Annotated in this window: 20 protein-coding genes; 15 read left to right on the top strand and 5 right to left on the bottom strand. The window is 65.2% G+C overall.

Translation table 11 applies throughout. The features are described from left to right. The first annotated feature begins 89 nt into the window (after nt 1-89). On the top strand, nt 90-1,022 hold the full coding sequence (locus tag CV_RS13305) for an esterase/lipase family protein (protein WP_011136261.1): 933 nt from the start codon (nt 90-92) through the stop codon (nt 1,020-1,022). 1 nt (nt 1,023) lies between these two features. Next, complete coding sequence (locus tag CV_RS13300; RefSeq protein WP_011136260.1) at nt 1,024-1,935, top strand: lipase secretion chaperone; 912 nt, start codon at nt 1,024-1,026, stop codon at nt 1,933-1,935. Between the two features lie 60 nt (nt 1,936-1,995). Here the strand turns inward: CV_RS13300 and trpC are convergent, their stop codons facing one another. Beyond that, nucleotides 1,996-2,793 carry an indole-3-glycerol phosphate synthase TrpC gene (trpC, locus tag CV_RS13295; protein WP_011136259.1) on the bottom strand — a complete coding sequence of 266 codons (798 nt, stop codon included), beginning with the start codon at nt 2,791-2,793 and terminating at the stop codon, nt 1,996-1,998. A gap of 154 nt (nt 2,794-2,947) precedes the next feature. Here trpC and CV_RS13290 point away from each other — a divergent pair, with 154 nt between their 5' ends. From CV_RS13290 to CV_RS13275, 4 genes are read left to right on the top strand one after another with little or no spacing between them, the layout of a single operon-like run. After that, entirely contained in the window at nt 2,948-4,132 is a 1,185-nt protein-coding gene (locus tag CV_RS13290; RefSeq protein WP_045050766.1) for an NnrS family protein, read from the top strand. 31 nt (nt 4,133-4,163) lie between these two features. Next, nucleotides 4,164-4,595, top strand: a complete 432-nt coding sequence (locus CV_RS13285) for a hemerythrin domain-containing protein (RefSeq protein WP_043596282.1) — start codon at nt 4,164-4,166, stop codon at nt 4,593-4,595. Then, a complete protein-coding gene (locus CV_RS13280) occupies nt 4,585-4,797 on the top strand; it encodes a DUF2249 domain-containing protein (protein WP_043596279.1) in 213 nt (70 codons plus the stop codon). Before CV_RS13285 ends, CV_RS13280 begins: the two co-directional genes overlap by 11 nt. Then, a complete protein-coding gene (locus tag CV_RS13275) occupies nt 4,794-6,077 on the top strand; it encodes a hypothetical protein (protein WP_011136256.1) in 1,284 nt (427 codons plus the stop codon). The genes CV_RS13280 and CV_RS13275 overlap by 4 nt, the downstream gene beginning before the upstream one ends. On the opposite strand, the gene CV_RS13270 is transcribed toward CV_RS13275, so the two are convergent. Together CV_RS13270 and CV_RS13265 are read right to left on the bottom strand one after the other, a co-directional pair. Further along, nucleotides 6,053-6,748 (bottom strand): Crp/Fnr family transcriptional regulator, encoded by a 696-nt coding sequence (locus CV_RS13270; protein ID WP_011136255.1) that lies wholly within the window; start codon nt 6,746-6,748, stop codon nt 6,053-6,055. The genes CV_RS13275 and CV_RS13270 overlap by 25 nt on opposite strands. A 181-nt stretch (nt 6,749-6,929) precedes the next feature. Then, complete coding sequence (locus CV_RS13265) at nt 6,930-7,688, bottom strand: SDR family oxidoreductase (protein WP_011136254.1); 759 nt, start codon at nt 7,686-7,688, stop codon at nt 6,930-6,932. A gap of 132 nt (nt 7,689-7,820) precedes the next feature. Here CV_RS13265 and CV_RS13260 point away from each other — a divergent pair, with 132 nt between their 5' ends. The 6 genes from CV_RS13260 (at nt 7,821) to CV_RS23820 (ending at nt 14,796) form a co-directional block, all read left to right on the top strand. Beyond that, entirely contained in the window at nt 7,821-8,729 is a 909-nt protein-coding gene (locus tag CV_RS13260) for a LysR family transcriptional regulator (protein ID WP_011136253.1), read from the top strand. A gap of 210 nt (nt 8,730-8,939) precedes the next feature. Continuing rightward, complete coding sequence (gene macA, locus CV_RS13255) at nt 8,940-10,052, top strand: macrolide transporter subunit MacA (protein ID WP_052278911.1); 1,113 nt, start codon at nt 8,940-8,942, stop codon at nt 10,050-10,052. Further along, nucleotides 10,049-11,983 (top strand): MacB family efflux pump subunit, encoded by a 1,935-nt coding sequence (locus CV_RS13250; RefSeq protein WP_011136251.1) that lies wholly within the window; start codon nt 10,049-10,051, stop codon nt 11,981-11,983. Before macA ends, CV_RS13250 begins: the two co-directional genes overlap by 4 nt. Before the next feature lie 3 nt (nt 11,984-11,986). Beyond that, on the top strand, nt 11,987-13,360 hold the full coding sequence (locus tag CV_RS13245) for an efflux transporter outer membrane subunit (protein ID WP_080509023.1): 1,374 nt from the start codon (nt 11,987-11,989) through the stop codon (nt 13,358-13,360). Nucleotides 13,361-13,803: 443 nt separating this feature from the next. Next, entirely contained in the window at nt 13,804-14,541 is a 738-nt protein-coding gene (locus tag CV_RS13240; protein WP_011136249.1) for a hypothetical protein, read from the top strand. Nucleotides 14,542-14,547: 6 nt separating this feature from the next. Beyond that, entirely contained in the window at nt 14,548-14,796 is a 249-nt protein-coding gene (locus CV_RS23820) for a hypothetical protein (RefSeq protein ID WP_140411229.1), read from the top strand. A gap of 127 nt (nt 14,797-14,923) precedes the next feature. Here the strand turns inward: CV_RS23820 and CV_RS13230 are convergent, their stop codons facing one another. Further along, entirely contained in the window at nt 14,924-15,424 is a 501-nt protein-coding gene (locus CV_RS13230; RefSeq protein WP_011136247.1) for a prolyl-tRNA synthetase associated domain-containing protein, read from the bottom strand. A 56-nt stretch (nt 15,425-15,480) separates the two neighbouring features. Continuing rightward, nucleotides 15,481-16,044, bottom strand: a complete 564-nt coding sequence (locus CV_RS13225) for a TetR/AcrR family transcriptional regulator (RefSeq protein ID WP_011136246.1) — start codon at nt 16,042-16,044, stop codon at nt 15,481-15,483. Between the two features lie 89 nt (nt 16,045-16,133). Between CV_RS13225 and CV_RS13220 the strand changes: the two genes are divergently transcribed. The 3 genes from CV_RS13220 (at nt 16,134) to CV_RS13210 (ending at nt 19,578) form a co-directional block, all read left to right on the top strand. Further along, nucleotides 16,134-16,601, top strand: coding sequence for a DUF1348 family protein (locus tag CV_RS13220; protein ID WP_011136245.1), 468 nt, complete (start codon nt 16,134-16,136; stop codon nt 16,599-16,601). A 200-nt stretch (nt 16,602-16,801) separates the two neighbouring features. Beyond that, nucleotides 16,802-18,262 (top strand): TldD/PmbA family protein, encoded by a 1,461-nt coding sequence (locus CV_RS13215; RefSeq protein ID WP_011136244.1) that lies wholly within the window; start codon nt 16,802-16,804, stop codon nt 18,260-18,262. Next, on the top strand, nt 18,259-19,578 hold the full coding sequence (locus tag CV_RS13210) for a TldD/PmbA family protein (protein ID WP_052278832.1): 1,320 nt from the start codon (nt 18,259-18,261) through the stop codon (nt 19,576-19,578). Before CV_RS13215 ends, CV_RS13210 begins: the two co-directional genes overlap by 4 nt. The last annotated feature ends 359 nt before the right edge of the window (nt 19,579-19,937 follow it).

The following is a 19,937-nucleotide window of genomic DNA, read 5'->3' as shown; positions in this document are numbered from 1 at the left end:
AATTAAGTCTGGATTTTGCCAGTGTCATGATCTATCCCGATATGGGCCGCCGCCTGGCGGTCCGAAATCACGACATAACGGGAGAGATAATGAAACAGCTGTTGTCACGCACTGCCTGCCTGCTTGCCTTGTTGCTGCTGCCGTTCGCCGCGGCCCACGCGTCTTCCGGCTATACCCAGACCCGCTATCCCATCGTGTTGGTGCACGGCCTGTTCGGCTTCGGCCAGGTGCTGGGCGTCGATTACTTCTACCGCGTGCCCGCGGCCCTGAAGGAAGACGGCGCGCAGGTGTTCGTGGCCGAAGTGTCCGCCACCGGCAGCAACGAGACGCGCGGCGAACAGCTGTTGCAGCAGGTGCGGCGCATTCTGGCCATCACCGGTGCGCAGAAAGTCAATCTGATCGGCCACAGCCAGGGCGCGCCCACCGCGCGCTACGTGGCGGGCGTGCGTCCGGACCTGGTGGCTTCGGTCACCACCGTCGGCGGCGTCAACAAGGGCTCGGTCGTGGCCGACATCGTCCGCGGCGTTGCGCCTCCGGGATCGGTCAGCGAGGCCGTGGCCGCGGCCGTGACGGGCGCGTTCGTCAAGGTGCTCGCCTTCTTCTCCGGCACAGGCGATCTGCCGCAACAGCCGATCGACGCGCTCAACTCGCTGACCACCGCCGGCTCGCTGGCGTTCAGCGCCAAGTTCCCGGGCGGCGTGCCGGCTTCGGCCTGCGGCGAGGGCGATTACGAGGCCAACGGCGTGCGTTATTACTCGTGGACCGGCGCCGCCACCACCACCAACATCCTGGACCCGTTGACCGTGCCGATGGGCGCGCTGGGCCTGGCTTTCGGCTCCACGCCGTCGGATGGCCTGGTCGGCGTGTGCTCCGCCCACCTGGGGCAGGTGATCCGCGACGACTACAAGATGAACCACGTCAACGAGATCAACCAGAGCTTCGGCCTGGTCAGCCTGTTCGAGGTCAGTCCGGTTTCTCTGTATCGCCAGCAGGCCAACCGGCTGAAGAACGCGGGGCTGTAAGATGCGCGGCCTCGGCTTGACGCTGGCGGCGGCTTGCGCCGCCTGGCTGGCCTGGTGGGCCTGGCCGGACGGCGCCCACTCCGAAGCCGCCGCTGCCCGGCAGGCCGCGCGCGGCGGTTTCGCCCCGTCGCTGATCGGCACCCGTCCGGACGGCGCCGCCGCCGAAGCGGACGGCAAGCTGGTGGTCGACCAGCAGTTGCGCCAGCTGTTTGACTATTATCTGGCCACGCTGGGGGAGCGCGACCTGGCCGTCATCCGGACGGAGCTGCAGGGGCAATTGAAGCGGTCGCTGAAAAATGGGCCGTTGGCTCAAGCCATGGGTCTGTTCGACCGTTACGTCGGCTACAAGCGCTCGCTGGCCGGCAAGGCGGCCGCCGCCGCCACGGATCTGTCGCATCGGCTGGAGCTGGTGCAGGCCGCTAGGCGGCAGTATTTCAGCCAGGCGGAACTGGACGGCTTGTTCGGCGACGAGGACCGCTATGACAACTTCACCGCCAGGCGGCTGGCGATCGAGGCCAATCCGGCCTTGAGCGTCGATGAAAAGCGGCGCAGGGTCGCGCAACTGGAGCAACAGCTGCCGCCCGGCTTGCGCGCCGCGCGCGAAGAGCCGGTCAAGCACCTGGCGCTGGCCGATGCCGAGGCGCGGTTGCGGCAGGGCGGGGGCGGAGAGCAGCAACTGTACCAGCTGCGGGCCGGCATGGTCGGCCAGGCGGCGGCGGACAGGCTGGGCGAGCTGGATCGGGAGCAAGCCGCCTGGCAGAACAGGGTGGACGACTTCAAGCGGGAGCGGACGGCCATCCTCGCCGATGGCGGGCTGAGCGCCCAGCAGCGGCAGCAGGCGCTCGCCCGGCTGCAGGCGCAGCGGTTTTCTCAACAGGAGTCGCTGCGGCTGCCGGCTTATCTGTCCAACTGAGCCATGCCGAAATGAAACAGGCGCCATTGCGGCGCCTGTTTTTCATGGGGCGGCTTCGCGTCAGGATTGGGCGAAGAACAGGCGGCTCAGCGCCTCGCCCGGTTCGGCCTCGCGCATGAAGGCCTCGCCGACCAGGAAGGTATGCACGCCGCTGGCCTGCATCAGCCGCACATCCTCCACCGTGGCGATGCCGCTCTCGGTGACGGCGATGCGGCCGTCGGTGATGCGCGGCAGCAGCTTCAGCGTGGTGGCCAGGCTGACTTCGAACGTGCGCAGGTTGCGGTTGTTGACGCCGACCAGCTCGGTCTTCAATTGCAGCGCGGCGTCCAGTTCTTCTTCGTTGTGGACTTCCACCAGCACCGCCATGCCCAGCTCGTTCGCCAGCGCTTCCAGCGCTTTCATCTTGGGCAGCTCGAGCGCGGCGGCGATCAGCAGGATGCAGTCGGCCCCCATCGCGCGGGCTTCGTACACCTGGTATTCGTCGACGATGAAGTCCTTGCGCAGCGCCGGCAGATGGCAGGCGGCGCGGGCGTCTTCCAGGTAGCGGGCATCGCCCTGGAAATACTGGCGGTCGGTCAGCACCGACAGGCAGGCGGCGCCGTGGGCCGCGTAGCTCTCGGCGATGGCGGCGGGCTGGAAATCCTCGCGGATCACGCCCTTGCTCGGGCTGGCCTTCTTGACTTCGGCGATGACGGCGGCCTTGCCCAGCGCGTGTTTGGCGCGCAGGGCGGCGACGAAGTCGCGGCGGTCGCCGCGCGCCTCGGCGTCGGCGCGAACCGCGGCCAGCGGCCGGCTGGCCAGCGCGGCGGCGATTTCCTGATGCTTGGTGGCGATGATGGTGTTGAGAATGTCGGACATGCTGGCTTCTATGTTGACACAACGAATGGGCCATCATGCAGAACATCCGGCGGGATGGCAAGCGCAGGCGCTTTCCGGATGCTTGATTCAAATCATTCTCGTTTCCCCTCCCGGGCCGGATACTGCGGGCACCCCCACCCGTCGGAGTTTCGCCATGGCGCGCGCTCATCCTTTCTTTTCCGCCCCGCACCGGGCGGCTTTCCTGCCAGGCATGCTGCTGGCCATTCTGCTGCTGGCGGCGTGGAGCGCCGAGCTGGCCGCGCGCCTGTTCGGCCTTGGCTTGCCCTTGGCGCTGCCGGCCATGCTGGCTCATGGCTTCCTGATGCTGTTCGGCTTCTTCCCCTTGTTCATGGCCGGCTTTCTGTTCACCGCCGGGCCGCGTTGGCTGAACGTGCCGCCGCCTGGCCGTGGGGCTTATCTGCTGGTGCCGGCGCTGCTGGTTGCGGGGTTGTTGACGTGGCTGATCGGCGCGGCGGTCGGCGGTGCCTGGCTGCTGGCCGGCCATCTGGTCTACAGCCTGGGCTTTCTCGGCCTGGCCGGCGGCTTCGCCCGCTTGTTGCTGGCGAGTCCCGCGCCGGACCGGCGCCATGCTTGGGCGGTGCTGTCGGCTTTCGGCATCGGCGTCCTGGCGCTCGCCGCCGCCGGCTATTGGCTGTTGAGCGGCGATGTCCGCGGCTGGCTATGGATGCGGGATCTGGCGCTGTGGGGCTTTCTGCTGCCGGTGTTTCTGACCGTGTGCCACCGCATGTTGCCTTTTTTCTCCGCCAATGCGCTGGCGCCGTACCAGCCGTGGCGTCCCTGGTGGCTGCTGGCGGCGATGCTGGGCGGCTCGCTGGGCCACGGCCTGTTGTCCATCGCCGGCTGGCCGTCCTGGGGGCTGGACCTATGCCTGGCCGCGCTGTTTGGCTACACCAGCTGGCGCTGGCGGCTGCTGGCTTCGCTGCGGGTGAGGCTGCTGGCCATGCTGCATCTGTCCTTCGCCTGGCTGGCCGCCGGCTTCGCGCTGTACGCCTGGCAAGGCGCGTTCGGCGGCCTGGCCTGGGCCCCCTTGCATGCGATCTCGGTCGGCTTTTTTCTGACCATGCTGATCGCCTTCGTGTCCCGGGTGTCGCTCGGCCATTCCGGGCAGGCGCTCGAAGCCGGCCGGATGCTGTGGGGCCTGTATCTGGCCGCGCAGTGGCTGGCGCTGGCGCGGGTGGCGGCCGACTTGCTGCCGATAGCCTGGCGCGGCGGCATGTACGGCCTGGCCGCGCTGGGCTGGCTGCTGACCCTGTCGCTGTGGGGCGGCCGCTTCCTGCCTGTTTACCTGCGGCCGCGCGCCGACGGCAAGGATGGTTGAGCGGACCCGAATTTCAAACTGGAGAACATCAATGAACGCATCCGAAATATTGATCGGCCAGCATCGCGATTGCGACGCCCGCTTCGCCGATGCCGAGCAGGCCGCGCGCGCGCACGACTGGCCCGCCGCCGAGGCGGCCTTCGCGGCCATGCGCGGCGAGATGGAAGACCATTTCCGGCTGGAGGAGGACAGGCTGTTTCCCGCCTTCGAGCAGGCCAGCGGCATGCGCGCCGGCCCGACCGCGGTGATGCGCGCCGAGCACGCGCAGATGCGGCAGCTGCTGGACGGCATGGCGCAGGCGCTGGCCGCGCGCGACGGCGACGGCTTTCTGGCCGAGGCCGACACGCTGCTGATCCTGACCCAGCAGCACAATATGAAAGAGGAGAACATCCTGTATCCGATGTGCGAGCGCAGCGTGCCGGACCTGCCGCGCCTGCTGCAAGGGGCCGGACATGCCGCTTGACCTGCGCGCGCTGCCGCCGCCCGAGCCCATGGACATCGTGTTGCACCAGGCCGAGCAACTGGCGGCCGGCCAGTCGGTCCGTTTCGTGCTGCCGCATTTTCCGACTCCGCTGCTGCCCTTGCTGGACCGCATGGCCGGCGTGGCCTACCGCTTCGAGCTGTCCGGCGACGGCGGGGTGCTGCTGATCCTGGAGCGGACGTGACGCCGGGCTGGCCGTCCTACGACCGGGCGCCGCCGCTCAGCCTGCCCCTGGCTTTCCTGCTGGCGTCGCCATGCTGGCTGTTCATCGCCGGGCTGTGCCTGGCGCAGGCGGGGCCGGGGCCGCTGGACCGCTTCGATCCCGTGGCGCTGGCCGCCGCGCATCTGCTGGCGTTGGGCGTGCTCGGCAACGCGATGTGCGGCGCCGCCTTGCAGATTCTGGCGGTGGTGGCCGGCGTCGCCTTTTCCCGTCCCCGCCTGTTGCTGCACCTGTTGTTCTGGCCGTTGCAGCTGGGCTGCGGCTTGCTGGCCGCGGCTTTTCTCTATGGTTTCCTGCCTATGCTGTTGCTGCCGGCCGCGGCGCTGCTTGCCTGGTCGCTGCTGATGTTCGCCGGTTTCGGCCTGCATGGCGTCGCGAAGAGCCCGGCGCGCGACGCGACTACCCGCGGCATGGCGTCGGCCCTGGCCGCGCTGGCGGCGGCGGCCGCGCTCGGCGTCTCGCTGGCGGGCAGCTTGGGCGCCGGCTGGCCGCTGCCGTGGAAAACCTTGCTGGACTGGCATGTCTTGTGGGCGCTGGGCGGATGGCTGCTGGGCCTGATCATGGCGGTGGCAGCCACGGTGGTGCCGATGTTCCAGATCACGCCGGCCTATCCGGCCTGCTGGATGCGCCGGGCGGCTGCGCTGTGGCCGTCGGCGTTATTGGTCTCGGGCCTGGGATGGCAGCTGACGGGAAGCTGGCTGGCCTGGGGGCCGGCCGTGGCCGCGGCGCTGGCGTTCGCCGCGATGACCTGGCGCTTGCAGCTGCGCAGCCGGCGTCCCGGCGATTGCGGGCGGCGTTTCTGGCAGATGGCGATGGCGGCGCTGACGCTGGGATTGTTTGCCGCCTGGGTGGCGGAGAGACAGTCCTGGGCGGGCTGGGCCGTGCTGAGCGGCTGGCTGCTGCTGTTCGGGCTGGGCGTTTGCGCGGTGCTGGGCATGCTTTACAAAATATTGCCCTTCCTGCTGTGGCTGGATCTGCAGCGCCGGGCGCCGCCCGGCGCGCGGGCGCCGGCCACGCTGGCCCTGCTGCCGGAGGCCGCGCAACGACGCTGCCTGTGCGCGTGCGCCGCATGCCTGGCGCTGGGCTGCGCCATGGCGCCAGGGGGCTTGCCGGCACTCGCGGCTGGCGCCGCGGTATGCGCGCTGGCGGTGCTGGCGGCGGCGGACGCGGCCGGGGCGGTATGGCGCTACCGCGCCTGCATCCGCGGATGGCGCGTTGCTCAGGCGGGCGGCGTCATGCCGTAGTCGGCCAGCGCGGCGGGGTCGAGCAGGGCGATGTCGCGGCCGTCCACTTCGACCAGGCCGGCCTTGCTCAGCTGCTGCAGCACGCGGGAGAAGGTTTCCGGCGTCAGGTTCAGCCGCGAGGCGATCAGGTTCTTGTTCGCTTCCAGCGTCAGCACCGCTTTCCCACCGGTTGGAGCGCCGTCCATTTGTTGCAGCAAGTAGCCGATCACGCGCTGCAGCGCGGTTTCCACCGAGTAGCGCTCCACGTCCCGCACCATGCCATGCAGGCGCAGCGACATGCCGGCCAGCATGTTGCGCGCGAAGCCCGGATCTTCTCCCAGCGCCTGGAACACGCCGGCGGCGCCGATGTGCAGCAGCAGGCTATCTTCCAGCAGTTGGGCCAGCACCGGGTAGGGTTTGCCCAGGAACATCACCGCTTCGGCGAAGCTCTGGCCGGGGTGGATGATCTCCACGACCTTTTCCACGCCTTGGGGAGAGGGGATGGCCAGCTTCACCTTGCCGTACACCACCACGTACATCCCGTCGCAATCGTCGCCGCGCTGGAACAACAGCTGTCCCTTGTCGCCGCGCTGGGGGCGGACATGGGGTTCCAGCGCGGCCAGCTGCGGGTCCGAAAGCCGCTGGAACAAGGGTTGGTGGCGCAAATGCTGGATGATGTCGATCTGGGACATGGCGCGGTCTTGGGGGTTGGCGTGACGATTGCTGATGCTAACCCAATTATTAGCAAAGCGCGATATTGAGCGTCCGGCAGGTTGCCCAAACTTGGATGCCAGATGAAATGGATAGGCGCGCCGCTTCTCGCGCGGCGAGAAAAGGCCGCCGTGTGGGCGGCCTTGCCGGTATGGCGATGGCTTAGCGGGACACGAAGCCGCCGTTGATGAAGAGGGTCTGCGCGGTGGTCCAGCGGTTTTCCGGCGAGACCAGATGCTTGACCAGCGGCACCAGGTCGGCCACCTGGCCCAGCTCGCCGTTGATGCTGGCGCGCTTCAGGTAGGCGACGGCTTCCGGTGTTTCCGCGGCGTAGAAGAATTCCGTATCCATCGGGCCGGGGGCGACCACGTTGACGGTGACGCCGCGGTGGCCGATTTCCTTGGCCAGCGCGCGGGTGAAGTCCTCCAGCGGCGCCTTGCTGCCGGCGTAGGCGCCGTAGTGGCCGGTGGTGGCGGCCAGCAGCGAGGTGCCGACGCTGACGATGCGGCCGTTGTCGCGGATGCGGCGGCCGGCTTCCTGCAGCGCGAAGAACGCGGCCTTGGTGTTCAGCGCGAAGATGGCGTCGAATTCTTCCTCGCTGACCTCGGTGATCGCCTTCTTCACCATCATGCCGGCGGTGTTGATCAGGATGTCCAGATGGCCGAAGCGCTCCTCCACCGCGTCGAACAGGCGGCGCACTTCCGCCACCTTGGTGACGTCGGCCTGCACCGCGAAGGCCTGGCCGCCGGCGGCCAGGATCGCGGCGGCGGCTTCTTCCGCCCCGGCGCGGGAGCCGGCGCTGTGGTAGTGGATGGCGACGGCGGCGCCGTCCGCGGCCAGCGCTGCGGCGAAGGCGCGGCCCATATTGCGCGATGCGCCGATGATCAGTGCGACTTGTCCTGCAAGATTGGCTTGGCTCATATCAGTTCTCCGTTGGGTTCGCCGCTGGCGCGGCCTGCAGTTGACGCTTTGCAGTGTATTGCCGGGTTTAATCCGGATAAACGGCGCTTTATTGTTTACACTATCCAGAAAAACTGACTAATTGGAGCGGGCATGGATAGAGTCCAAGCGATGCGAGTGTTCGTCGCCGTCGTCGACTGCGGCGGTTTCACCCGTGCGGCGCAACAGCTGCAGTTGCCGCGCGCCACGGTGTCCAGCGCGGTGCAGCAGTTGGAGGCGCAACTGGGCGCGCGGTTATTGCACCGGACCACGCGGCGGGTGCAGCTGACCCTGGACGGCGGCACTTTCTACGAGCGCTGCCAGCAGCTGCTGGCGGATTTCGACGAGCTGGAGTCCTTGTTCAGCCAACAGGGCGCCAGTCCGCGCGGCAAGCTGCGCATAGACGTGCCGGGACCAATCGGCCGGCAGGTGCTGGCGCCGGCGTTGCCGGAATTCTTCCGGCTGTATCCCGGCATCGAACTGGAGCTGGGCGTGACCGACCGGCCGGTGGACTTGATCCAGGAAGGGGTCGATTGCGTGATCCGGGTCGGGGCGCTGGCGGAGTCGCGGCTGGTGGCGCGGCGGATCGGCATGCTGCCGCAGGGCAATTACGCCAGCCCGGATTATCTGGCCGCTTTCGGCGCGCCGGCTTCGCCGGACGCGCTGGCCGGCCATCGCGCGGTCAACTACGCGTCGCCGTCCACCGGCAAGGTGTTTGCCTGGGAATATCTGCAAGACGGCGAGCGGCGCGAGCTGGCGTTGCAGTCCCTGGTCAGCGTCAACCAGGTGGAAAGCTATATCGCTTGCGCGCTGGCGGGACTGGGCATGATCCAGCTGCCGCGCTACGACGCCGAACCGCATGTCGCGGCCGGGGCGTTGGTGGAGGTGCTGGCCGATTGGCCGCCGCCGGCGATGCCGGTGTCGGTGCTGTATCCGCACCGGCGCCATCTGTCGCGGCGAGTGCAGGTGTTCGTCGAGTGGGCAGGCGCGTTGCTGCGCGAACGCTTGCGGCTGGGGGCGTGAGCGCGTCGCTACGATCGCTCTGAAAAAGATAGCAAGTGGAACTGTTTTGTAAATTCATTGCCATAACAGCTTATTTTTGTAAATAACTTGTTGGCAATGATGCGGTTAAGGCAATGGTTTGGCATTTTCTTGCTTCCCGCGCGCGGACTGGCCGCCTTGTGGCGGCGCTTCCGGCGTCGGGGATTCGGCAAGCGGCCGTGGCGCAACGCCATGGCTTTGTTGGCGGTTCTGGCATTGGCGGCTTGGGGCGCGCATCGGGGACTGGCGGAGGATCCGCCGCCGCCGGTGCTGACCGCCAAGGTGGAGCGCGGCGAGCTGGAGGATCTGGTGCTGGCCAGCGGCATGATCCAGGCGCTGCGGCAGGTTGACGTCGGCGCCCAGACCAATGGCCAGCTGAAGTCGCTGAAAGTGGAGGCCGGCGACAAGGTGAAACAGGGGCAGCTGCTGGCCGAGATCGATCCGGAAGACAGCCTGAACGCTTTGCGCGCCGCCGAGGCCTCGCTGGACGCGCGCATCGCCCAGCGCCAGGCCAAGCAGGCTTCGCTGCGCCAGGCCGAGCAGGAACTGGCGCGCCAGCGCCGCATGCATGCGGAGGGCTCCACCTCGGACAAGGACCTGCTGGCGGCCGACACCAGCTACCGGACGCTGAAGGCAGGGCTGGCCGAGCTGCAGGCGCAGATTCGCCAGGACGAGTCGCAGCGGGACAGCAAGCGCACCCTGCTGGGCTATACCCGCATCTTGGCGCCGATGGACGGCGAAGTGCTCGAAATCGTCACCCAGCAGGGACAGACGGTGATCGCCACCCAGACGGCGCCGGTGATCCTGAAACTGGCGGACCTGAGCAAGGTGACGGTGCGCGCCGACGTGGCCGAGGCCGACGTGATCCGCATCCAGGCCGGCCTGCCGGTGTACTTCACCGTGCTGGGCGCGCCGGACAAGCGCTACTGGGGCAAGCTGCGGGCGATTCTGCCGATGCCGGAGAAGATCAACAACGCGATGTTCTACAAGGCCTTGTTCGATGTGCCCAATCCTGACGGCAAGCTGCGCGTCAACATGACCACCCAGGTCAGCATCGTGCTTTCCCGCGTGGACAAGGCGCTGAGCATTCCCTTGTCCGCCTTGGGCGCGGCCGGCAAGGACGGCCGCCACGCGGTGAAGGTGAAGGGCAAGGACGGCAGGCTGCAGGAGCGTCGGGTCCGCATCGGCCTGAAGACGTCCACCCGGGTCCAGGTGCTGGATGGGCTGAAGGCGGGCGAGCAGGTGGTGACCGGCGAGCAAGGCGACAAGCCCGAAGAGGGCGGCGCCGTGGTGATCGGCGCATGAGCGGGGCGGGTCTCGAGCTTGACGGCGTCTGGCGGCGTTTCCCGTCCGGCGAGGACGAGGTGGCGGTGCTGAAGAACGTGACGCTGAGCATCGCCCCTGGCGAGATGGTGGCCATCGTCGGCGCGTCCGGCTCCGGCAAGTCCACGCTGATGAACATCCTCGGGTGCCTGGACCAACCTTCCGTGGGACGCTACCGGGTGGCGGGACAGGACGCGGGCTGCCTGGACGGAGACCAGCTGGCCGCGCTCCGGCGCGGGCATTTCGGCTTCATCTTCCAGCGCTACCACCTGCTGCCGCATTTGTCGGCCTTGGACAATGTCGCCATGCCGGCCGTTTACGCAGGCATGGCGCTTCATCAGCGGCGAGAGCGGGCCCGGGCGCTGCTGGCCCGGCTGGGGCTGGCGGGCAAGGAGCACCATCGGCCCGGACAGTTGTCCGGCGGCCAGCAGCAGCGGGTGTCGATCGCCCGCGCGCTGATGAACGGCGGCCGCATCATCCTGGCGGACGAGCCGACCGGCGCGCTGGACAGCCACAGCGGCGAGGAAGTGATGCGCATCCTGAAGGAGCTGAACGCCGCCGGCCACACCGTGATCATCGTCACCCACGATCCCGCCATCGCCGCCCAGACCGAGCGCGTGATCGAAATCCGCGACGGCGAGATCTTGCGCGACAGCGGCGCGCCTGCGCGGGAGGCCGCCTCGCAGGCGACGGAAGCGCAGCCCGATGGCGGCCCCTTGCTGCGCGAGCGGCTGGCGGAAGCGTTCAAGATGGCGATGCTGGCCATGTCGGCCAATCGCTTGCGCACCGCGCTGACCATGCTGGGCATCGTCATCGGCATCGCCTCGGTGGTGTCGGTCATCGCCATCGGAGAAGGATCGCGCGACTACGTGCTCAAGGGCATCCGCGAGATGGGCACCCAGACCATCACCGTGTTCCGCGGCAAGGACTGGGGGGACGACAAGGCCGACGGGGTGCGCACCTTCCTGCCCGGCGATGTCGCCGCGCTGGAGGGCGAAGGCTATGTCGACAGCGTGACGCCGGAAACCGCCCAGGCGCAGCGCATCCGCTACCGCAATGTGGACGTCAACGCCTCGGTCATCGGCGTCGGCCGCGATTTCTTCCGCGTGCAGGGCATGAAATTGGCCGAAGGCCAAAGCTTCAGCCGCGACGATATCCACTTTCAGCGGCAGGTGGTGGTGCTGGACAAGAATTCGCGCCGCAAGCTGTTCGGCGATGGCGAGGCCGTGGGCCGGGTGATCCTGGTGGGCATGGTGCCGGCCACGGTGATAGGCGTGGTGGCCCAGCGGGACAGGGGATTCGGCGGCAATTCGCTGCAGATGTGGATGCCGTACTCCACCGCTGCCAGCCGCTTGTTCGGCCAGCAGCATTTCGACCGCTTCGTGATCCGGGTAAAGGATGGGCAACCGACCAAGCTGGCGGAAAAGGCCATCGGCGCGCTGCTGACCCAGCGGCATGGCGGCAAGGATTTCTTCACTTACAACATGGATGAAATTTTGAAAACGGTGGAAAGCTCCAGCCGCGCGCTGTCGCTGCTGCTGGCGCTGGTCGCGGTGATCTCGCTGGTGGTGGGCGGCATCGGCGTGATGAACATCATGCTGGTATCGGTGACCGAACGCACCCGCGAGATCGGCATCCGCATGGCGGTGGGCGCGCGCCAGGGCGACGTGCTGCAGCAGTTCCTGACCGAGGCAGTGCTGGTCTGCCTGGTCGGCGGCGCCATCGGCGTGGCGTTGTCCTATGGCGTCAGCTTCGTGTTTTCGCTGTTCGTCACGGAGTGGAAGATGTCGCTGTCGCCGCCGGTGATCGCGCTGGCGGTGGCCTGCTCGTCGCTGATCGGCGTGCTGTTCGGCTTCCTGCCGGCGCGCAATGCCGCCAAGTTGAACCCGATAGACGCGCTGGCCAGGGAGTAGGAAATGGACATGCTCAAGACATGGCCGTGGCTGGCGCTGGCCCTGCTGTTGGCGGGCTGCCAGGCCACGCCGTATCAGCGCCAAGCTTTGCAGACGCCGGCGCAGTGGACGAAGCAGGGCGAAGCGGATCAGGACATGGGCCGCGAGGCCTGGTGGGGCGGTTTCGGCGATCCGGCGCTGCTGGAGGTGCTGCAGCGGGCGCGCAAGCGCAATCCCGACCTGGAAATCGCGCTGCTGAAGCTGCGCAAGGCACAACTGGAGGCCGGCCTGGCGGATGGCGACGCGCGGCCGACGCTGAGCGGCTCGCTGTCGGGCAATCGCATCCGTTCGCTGGATGGCGGCGGCTGGTCCCGCAGCCACAGCGAGGGCCTGAAGGTGGCGTATGAGGTGGATTTGTGGGGGCGGGTGGATGCCGCTCGCCGCGCGGCGGGGGAAGCTTTCGTCGCCAGCCGCTATGACCAGATCAGCGCGGGTTTGTTGTCCGACAGTACCGCCGCCGGTTTGTACTGGGACATCGCCGCCGGTAAGGCCAAACTGATTCTGGGTCAAGCAGCGTTGGTCGATGCAGGTCGCGCGCAAGCGCTGGCTCGGTCCAAATGGAAAGCGGGCGCTTTGGCTGAGCAAGATGTAACGCAGGCGGATAATGCGGCATTGGAGCAACGCGCCAATCTATTGAGCCTGCGCGAGCAGTTGCGCAAGAAAGAAAATGCGCTGGCCTTGCTGTTGGATGGGCCGCCAGGCGCCGCTCTGCCGGATATTCAGCCGCTGGTTGCGCGTCCTGGAATGCCCAACGTTGCCGCAGGCCAACCAGGAGAGCTACTGCGGCGGCGGCCAGATTTGCAGGCGGCGGAGGCACGGCTGCGCGGCAAATTGGCGGATGTGGACCAGCAACGCGCCAATTTCTTCCCGCGTTTTAATCTGGGTGGTGACTTGAGCCGTAGCGCAGCGGTCTCCGGTGAACAACTGGGGTTTGGGGCTACGCTGACGCTACCTTTTCTCAATTGGCGGCAGTTGAACCTGAAGTTGAAGTCCAGCGAGGTAGAGTATCAGCTGGCGGAGGTTGAGTTTCGCAAGACGCTTTATATCGCTTATCGGGAAGTGGAGGATGGCCTGTATGAGTGGCGCAGGCTAGGAGAAAGCGCGGCTTTGCAGGATGAGGCAGTCGTCCTGGCTGGACGGAATGCCACGCTGGCGGAGAGCCGCTATAGGGGCGGAGAGGCGGACATGCAGTCGTGGCTGGATGCAGAGCGTGGAAAGCGCGAGGCCGAGGGGAAACGGTTGGAGTTGAGCCTGGAGCGGCTGAAAAATCTGGCGGTTCTGTATAAAGCGCTTGGCGGCGGTGCCGTCGAGGCAGGCGTTGGTGGGGGATGGGAGTAACAGTTGCTCTGGGTTGAGGAGCGATCAGGCCATCTTTTGGAGTTTCAGTGATTTATGAGAGAGGGGTGGAGGCCTTGCACGTGTTGCTGAGCGTGAGATTAGCAAAAGCTGCCGGGTTGAATTTTTATGATAAGCACATTTTTTTGAAATTAAATGCTGTTATAATTTGCTGTGTTGATTTATTGTTTCCATTTCTTGATTTAAGTATTTATACGTAATTTGGATTTGTACAGAGTTGTTTACAATTCGAGCGCTTCATTTAACAAAAAAGCAATATTGTACGCTACTCCTGGCGTTCGATTAGTCGGTTAGTCAAATTGCTCTATATTTTTTAGTTTAATAGTATTTTTCTATTGAGCGCCTTCATTTGACCCTTCTATTGTGAATTGCTGGTGAGACGTCGGCGATATGCGAATCAGGACTTGGAAGGCGGTTGAACGTTGATGGTTAAATCCAAAGTGTTATGTGGTTTGTTGTCCTTTTCGATTGTTGTTTCTTCGCTGAGTGGATGTGCGACAGCTAACGTGCCTTCGCAAAAGGACGCCAATAAAAGCAAGATAGATTCCATTAAAACAGTTGATATCTATTACCATAAAACAGATTATGCGGTGATGGACCTGGGTGGCTCTGGCATGTCAGGGCTTGGCGGGATGTTTGGGGTTGTCGGTTTGCTTGCCTCGCTTGGCGCTCATGCTGCAAGTAAGCTGACAGCCTCAGATCGAGCAGATGTTCGAAGCCATGAGTTCTCGGAGCTGATGCGAGCCCATGAAAGCGACATTGACCAAGACCAGGCTAGCAAGCTGGCTGAGTTCGTTGCCTCGACTGGCCGTAAGGTTAAGTTGGTGGAAATTGATAGGCCCCTTGGCGAGAAGCTCGTGTGGAAGCCCGCCGCCAGCGATTCCAAAGAGGAGGGCAGCGCAGCTCTTCTGTTGAGAACATCGTTGGGCTATGGTGCGGAGTCTATGACCTCTTCTTATAAGCCTGTGGTTGTGACTGAATATGTATTGCAGACGGGAAATGGCGATATTTTGGTCGAAGGGAAGGAAACTTTGTGGGGCGATGGTCCAACCTATATGACTTACGATGGGTTGAAAAAATCATATGATGCAGTGCATGTTGCATTGAAAACAGACTCTTTATCCGTTGCTCAGAAGATTTTTCATGCCACGCTAGAGAAGTAATTCTTCATGTTAGAGCAGGTCCGCCGAGTGCGGGCCTGCTCTGTTTTTATCAAAATATTATTTATTTTCAGCGGGCAGTGGTTTGACCTGTTGTCTGGAATGATCTATGTCGTCGGTTTTATGTTTGATCGGGATTTTCTCTATTTTTGTCATCCAGATTCTTCTTTTTTTCTCTGCTCTTGCAGAGTCAAAGGGAAAGGCTGTGCTGTGTTTGGTTTTTCCGTTATATCTTTTCTATTTTGCCAAGAAAAATAAAGAAGCTGGGCGCTTATTGGTGCCGCTGTATCTCGCGGTTGGGCTATTTGCGATCGGAGTCGTGATTTCATAGCCCAGGTGTGGCAAAGCCTAGGGCTGTCCCTACTCTAGTTTCGCGTTCTATCCCTTAGTGGATCGGTTTTTGCGGCACCGCGATCACGCGCGGCGTGTGGCCGGTGTGCGCCAGCAGCCGCGCCAGGTCTTCCAACGGCACGCTCAGCGTCGCGGTATTGACCAGGGGGTGGCAGAGTATCGCCTCCCGCGTCCACAGCGCCTCGTCCACCACCACTTCCACCTGTTGCTCGCGGTCGTTGACCGCGGCCAGCAGCGTCACCGATCCAGGTTCCAATCCCAGGTATTTCTTCAGGCGTTCCGGCGAGGCGAAGCGCAGGCCCTTGGCTTCCAGCGCCTCGCCCAGTGCCTTGATGTCCACGCCGGCGTCGGCCGGCACCGCCACCAGAAAGTGGCGGCGGCCCTTGGCGTCGCACAGGAACAGATTTTTGCATTCCGCGCCGGGCAAGTCCGGTATCAGCCGCGCGGCTTCCTCGCAGGTGTAGACAGGCGGATGTTCGAAGCGTTGATAGCGGACCTGCTGCTCGTCCAGCAGGCGGTACAGCGCGTGTTCCATGGTTTGGCCTCCGGCATTCGATTTCACTCGAAACTATCACGGCAGGCGCGCCCGCGTCATCCCGCCAGTCTTGCGATCAAACCTTCCAGCGCGTGAAGCGCGGCATCTGGCCGACCGTCCATCTGCGCGCGCGCGATGGCGCCGTCGGCGGCCAGCGCCAGCATCTCGGCCAGGCTTTCCCGGTCCGGGCCGGCGGGCAGCGATTCGGCTATCGCCTGCCGCATCTCGGCCTTGTGACGGCGCGCGGCGTCCGCCACCGCCGGCTCGGCCGGCATCTCGCCCACGCCGTTGATGAAGGCGCAGCCGCGAAAGCCGTCCGAATCGAACCATTCCTCCAGCGCCAGCGCCAATGCCGCCGGGCCGGCGGACGCGTGGCGAGACAGCGCGTCGCGGAACCATGCCATCCACAAGCCGTGGCGTTGTTCCAGATAGTCCAGAATGAGGTCGTTCTTGCTGGGAAAGTGGCGGTAGAAAGTCACCTTGGTGACGCCGGATTCGGCGATCAGCCGGTCAATGCCGGTGGCGCGCAAGCCTTCCCGATAGAACAGACGGTGGGCGGTGGCGAGAATGCGGTCGCGGGCGGATAGCGCGGCGATGTTGGCGGCGGGAATCGTTTTCATATCGCCATTGTAGACAGATTTGTCTACTTGGGTCTAGACTGGTTTGCATGTAGACAATTCTGTCTACTTAACTTGAAAAGGAAACCATTATGGAAACCCGTCCTCCGCTGCCGCCGTTTACCCGCGAAACTGCGATCGAAAAAATCCGCCTGGCCGAAGACGGCTGGAACAGCCGCGACCCGGCGCGCGTGGCGCAGGCCTACAGCCTGGACACCCGTTGGCGCAACCGCGTCGATTTTCCGCGCGGCCGGGCCGAGGCGCAGGCCATGCTGGCGCGCAAGTGGAAGCGAGAGCTGGACTACCGGCTGATCAAGGAATTGTGGGCGTTCGACGGCAATCGCATTGCGGTGCGTTTCGCCTACGAATGGCGAGACGATGCCGGCCAGTGGTACCGCAGCTATGGCAACGAGAACTGGGAATTCGGCGTCGACGGCTTGATGATCGATCGCCATGCCAGCATCAACGACATGCCTATCGCCGAGTCCGAACGCAAATTCTTTTGGCCGCTGGGGCGGCGGCCGGACGATCATCCCGGGCTCAGCGAACTGGGGATGTAGGAAAGGCCCGGGCGCCGGCCATGCCTGGCGCGAATCGGCCGCTTGTGTAGCCTGGCTCAAGCCCGGTTTGGCGTGAGGCCTGCAAGCCGGTCGCGGAGAAGCTTGCAGGCGCGGATGGACAACAGTAGGTCGATCTGATTAGTATGAATGCTGTTGACATTTTTTCGGGCGGCTCAGCCGCCCTATCCGGAGCCTTGACCATGCTTGAAACCATCCGGCGGCGCTTTCGGGCGCTGCAGCCGCAGGCGGATTTCTGTTCGCTGCGTTACGTGGAGGAAGACAACGAGCGGCTGAGCGTGCGCCAGGGGCAGCAGCAGCCCCTCGTTCGCCGCCATGACCGCGGCGCGATGATCATTGTGCTGGATGGCGGCGGCTACGGCTACGCGGCGACAGCGGATCTGAGCGAGGCGGGGCTGCGCGCCGCATTCGAGCGCGCGCGGGAGTGGGCGCGGGCCACGACGGGCCGGGGCGTGTTCGATTATCGCCAGATCCGGCTGCCGAGTCCGACTGGCCGCTACCAGGGGCCGGGATGCGACGGCGAGGCCGAATGGCCGCGCGCGACGATGCTGGACCTGCTGCTGAGCGAGTCTGCGGCGGCCAAGGGCGGCGATGACCGCGTGGTGGATTGGTCGGCCGGCTTGTGGCGGCAGGACATCCGCCAGCTGTACCTGACGTCCGACGGCGGCGAGGTGGAACAGCGGATGCGCGCGCTGACGCCGTCGCTGGTGGTGACGGCATTCGACAAGGGGCTGGTGCAGACCCGCAGCCTGGGTGGGCAGTACGGCGGCCTCGGCCGCCAGGGCGGCCTGGAGCTGGTCGCCGAGGCGGGCTTGCGCGGCGCGGGCCGGCGCGTCGCGGACGAGGCGCTGCAGTTGCTGGCCGCGCCCAATTGCCCAAGCGGCAAGATGGACCTGTTGCTGATGCCGGAGCAGATGATGCTGCAGATCCACGAAAGCATCGGCCACCCGCTGGAACTGGACCGCATTCTGGGCGACGAGCGGAATATGGCCGGCACCAGTTTCGTCACGCTGGACATGTTCGGCAGCTACCGCTATGGCTCCGACTTGCTCAACGTTACCTTCGATCCGCTGCAGCGCAATGAGCTGGCCAGCTATGGCTGGGACGACGACGGCAAAGAGGCCGACAAGGTATGGCTGATCCGCGACGGCATGCTGGAACGCCCATTGGGAGGGGAAATCTCCTCGGCCCGCGCGCGCCTGAACGGTTTCGCGCTGGAGGGCGTGGCCAATAGCCGCGCCTGCAATTGGAACCGCGCGCCGATAGACCGCATGGCCAACCTCAACGTGGAGCCCGGCGACAAGACTTTCGATCAGTTGGTGGCCGGCATCGAGCATGGCGTGCTGATGCAGACCAACGTCAGCTGGTCGATCGACGATTCGCGCAACAAATTCCAGTTCGGCTGCGAATGGGGGCAGTTGATCGAAAACGGCCAGCTGAAGGGCGTGGTGCGCAATCCCAATTACCGAGGCATTTCCGCCAGCTTCTGGCGTTCGTTGAAGGCGGTGGGCGACGCCAGCACCTTCACGGTGATGGGCACGCCATATTGCGGCAAGGGAGAGCCGAATCAGGTGGTGCGGGTGGGACACGCCTCGCCCGCCTGCGTGTTTGGCGAAGTGGACGTATTCGGAGGGGCGGCATGATGCGGGCGCATTTGCAAAGACTGGCGGCGGCGTTGAGCGGCCTGTTGCGGGAGAGCGAGGGATTCACGCTTTGGCTGGAGGCGGAACGCACCGATTTCGTTCGTTTCAACCATGGCAAGGTGCGTCAGGCCGGCGAAGTGAAACAGGCTTATCTGGACCTGAGGCTGATCCGCGGCAAGCGCCAGGCCACGCAGCAGCTGTCGCTGAGCGGCGGGGATGAGGATCTGGCGCTGGTCGAGGCCTCGCTGCCGGCGTTGCGCGCGGCGCTGGAGCAGGTGCAGGACGATCCCTTCTTGTTGCTGAACCAGCGGCCGAGCAGCACCGAGCGGATTGCCGACGGCGCGCTGCCGCCGGCGGAGAGCATGGTCGCCGACATTCTCGCCGCCGCGGAAGGGCTGGATCTGGTGGGCATCCTGGCCTGCGGCGAGATGAGTTTCGGCTTCGCTAATCACCTTGGCCAATTCAACTGGCAGCAGAGCGAAAGCTGGAATTTCGACTGGAGCCTGTACTCGCACGGCGACAAGGCGGTGAAGCGCAGCCAGGCGGGAAGCGCCTGGGATGCGGGCGTGATCCGGCGCGGCATCGCGGAGGCCGCCGAACAACTGGCCTTGCTGAAGCTGCCGCTGAAAACGCTGGCGCCGGGCGAGTATCGCGCCTACTTCACGCCCACTGCGCTGGGCGGCCTGCTGTCCATGCTGAACTGGGGCGGCCTGTCGGAGAAAGAGGTCCGCGCCAAGCGCAGCCCGCTGTTGAAGCTGGCCGCCGGCGAGGCCAGGCTGTCGCCTCGTGTCAGCTTGGCGGAAGCGGCCGGGGAGGGGCTGTCGCCGTTGTTCCAGGCGGAAGGCTTCATCCGGCCGGACCGGGTGGAGCTGATCGCCGCGGGAGAGCACCGCAACAGCCTGATCGGCCCGCGCAGCGCGCGGGAGTTCGGTCTGGAGCCGAATGCCGGCGGCGACGAGTATGCGGAATCGATGCAACTGGCGGCGGGCGAGCTGCCGCGCGATCAGGCGCTGCAAGCGCTGGGAACCGGCGTCTATCTGTCCAACCTGTGGTATCTGAACTTCTCCGACCGTTCCGCTTGCCGCATCACCGGCATGACGCGTTTCGCCTGCTTTTGGGTAGAGGATGGCCGGATCGTCGCGCCGCTGGGCGTGATGCGCTTCGACGACAGCCTGTACAGCGTGCTGGGCGAGCAGCTGGAAGCCTTGACCGCCGAGCGCGAGCTGTTGGTGGACACGGCCAGTTATAGCGGCCGGGCCACGCAGAGCAAGCTGCTGCCCGGCGCGCTGGTCAAGTCGCTGCGCTTCAGTTTGTAGGCGAGGCGGGCGGGGCGAGAAGGAGGCGGGTCTCGCCCCGGCTGTTTGCTGTTGGCCTCAATGTATGCGGTTTTTACATGGTTGATGTGTTTGGCATGGCTGGGCATTGGAACAATATGCTCAATGTCCGCGATGTTTTGGCCGCGAAACTTTGCGACAGGCCATGCGCGAGCGGCATGCTTTCTCTTCATCGCGCATGGTGTAGAATGATCGCATTGCGAACTACGAAAACCTGTCCGGCAATGCGTTGAACGCCGGACTTTGCATGTTGACGTGGCGTCATATATTTCCAGCCTTCGCCGCAATGGCGGATGTTGTACCCGGCGGTGCGGCCAACCGTGAGCCTCGCCGCGACACCG

The organism is Chromobacterium violaceum ATCC 12472, assembly GCF_000007705.1.
Lineage (GTDB): Bacteria > Pseudomonadota > Gammaproteobacteria > Burkholderiales > Chromobacteriaceae > Chromobacterium > Chromobacterium violaceum.
This window is presented reverse-complemented; position numbering and strand designations above follow the sequence as displayed.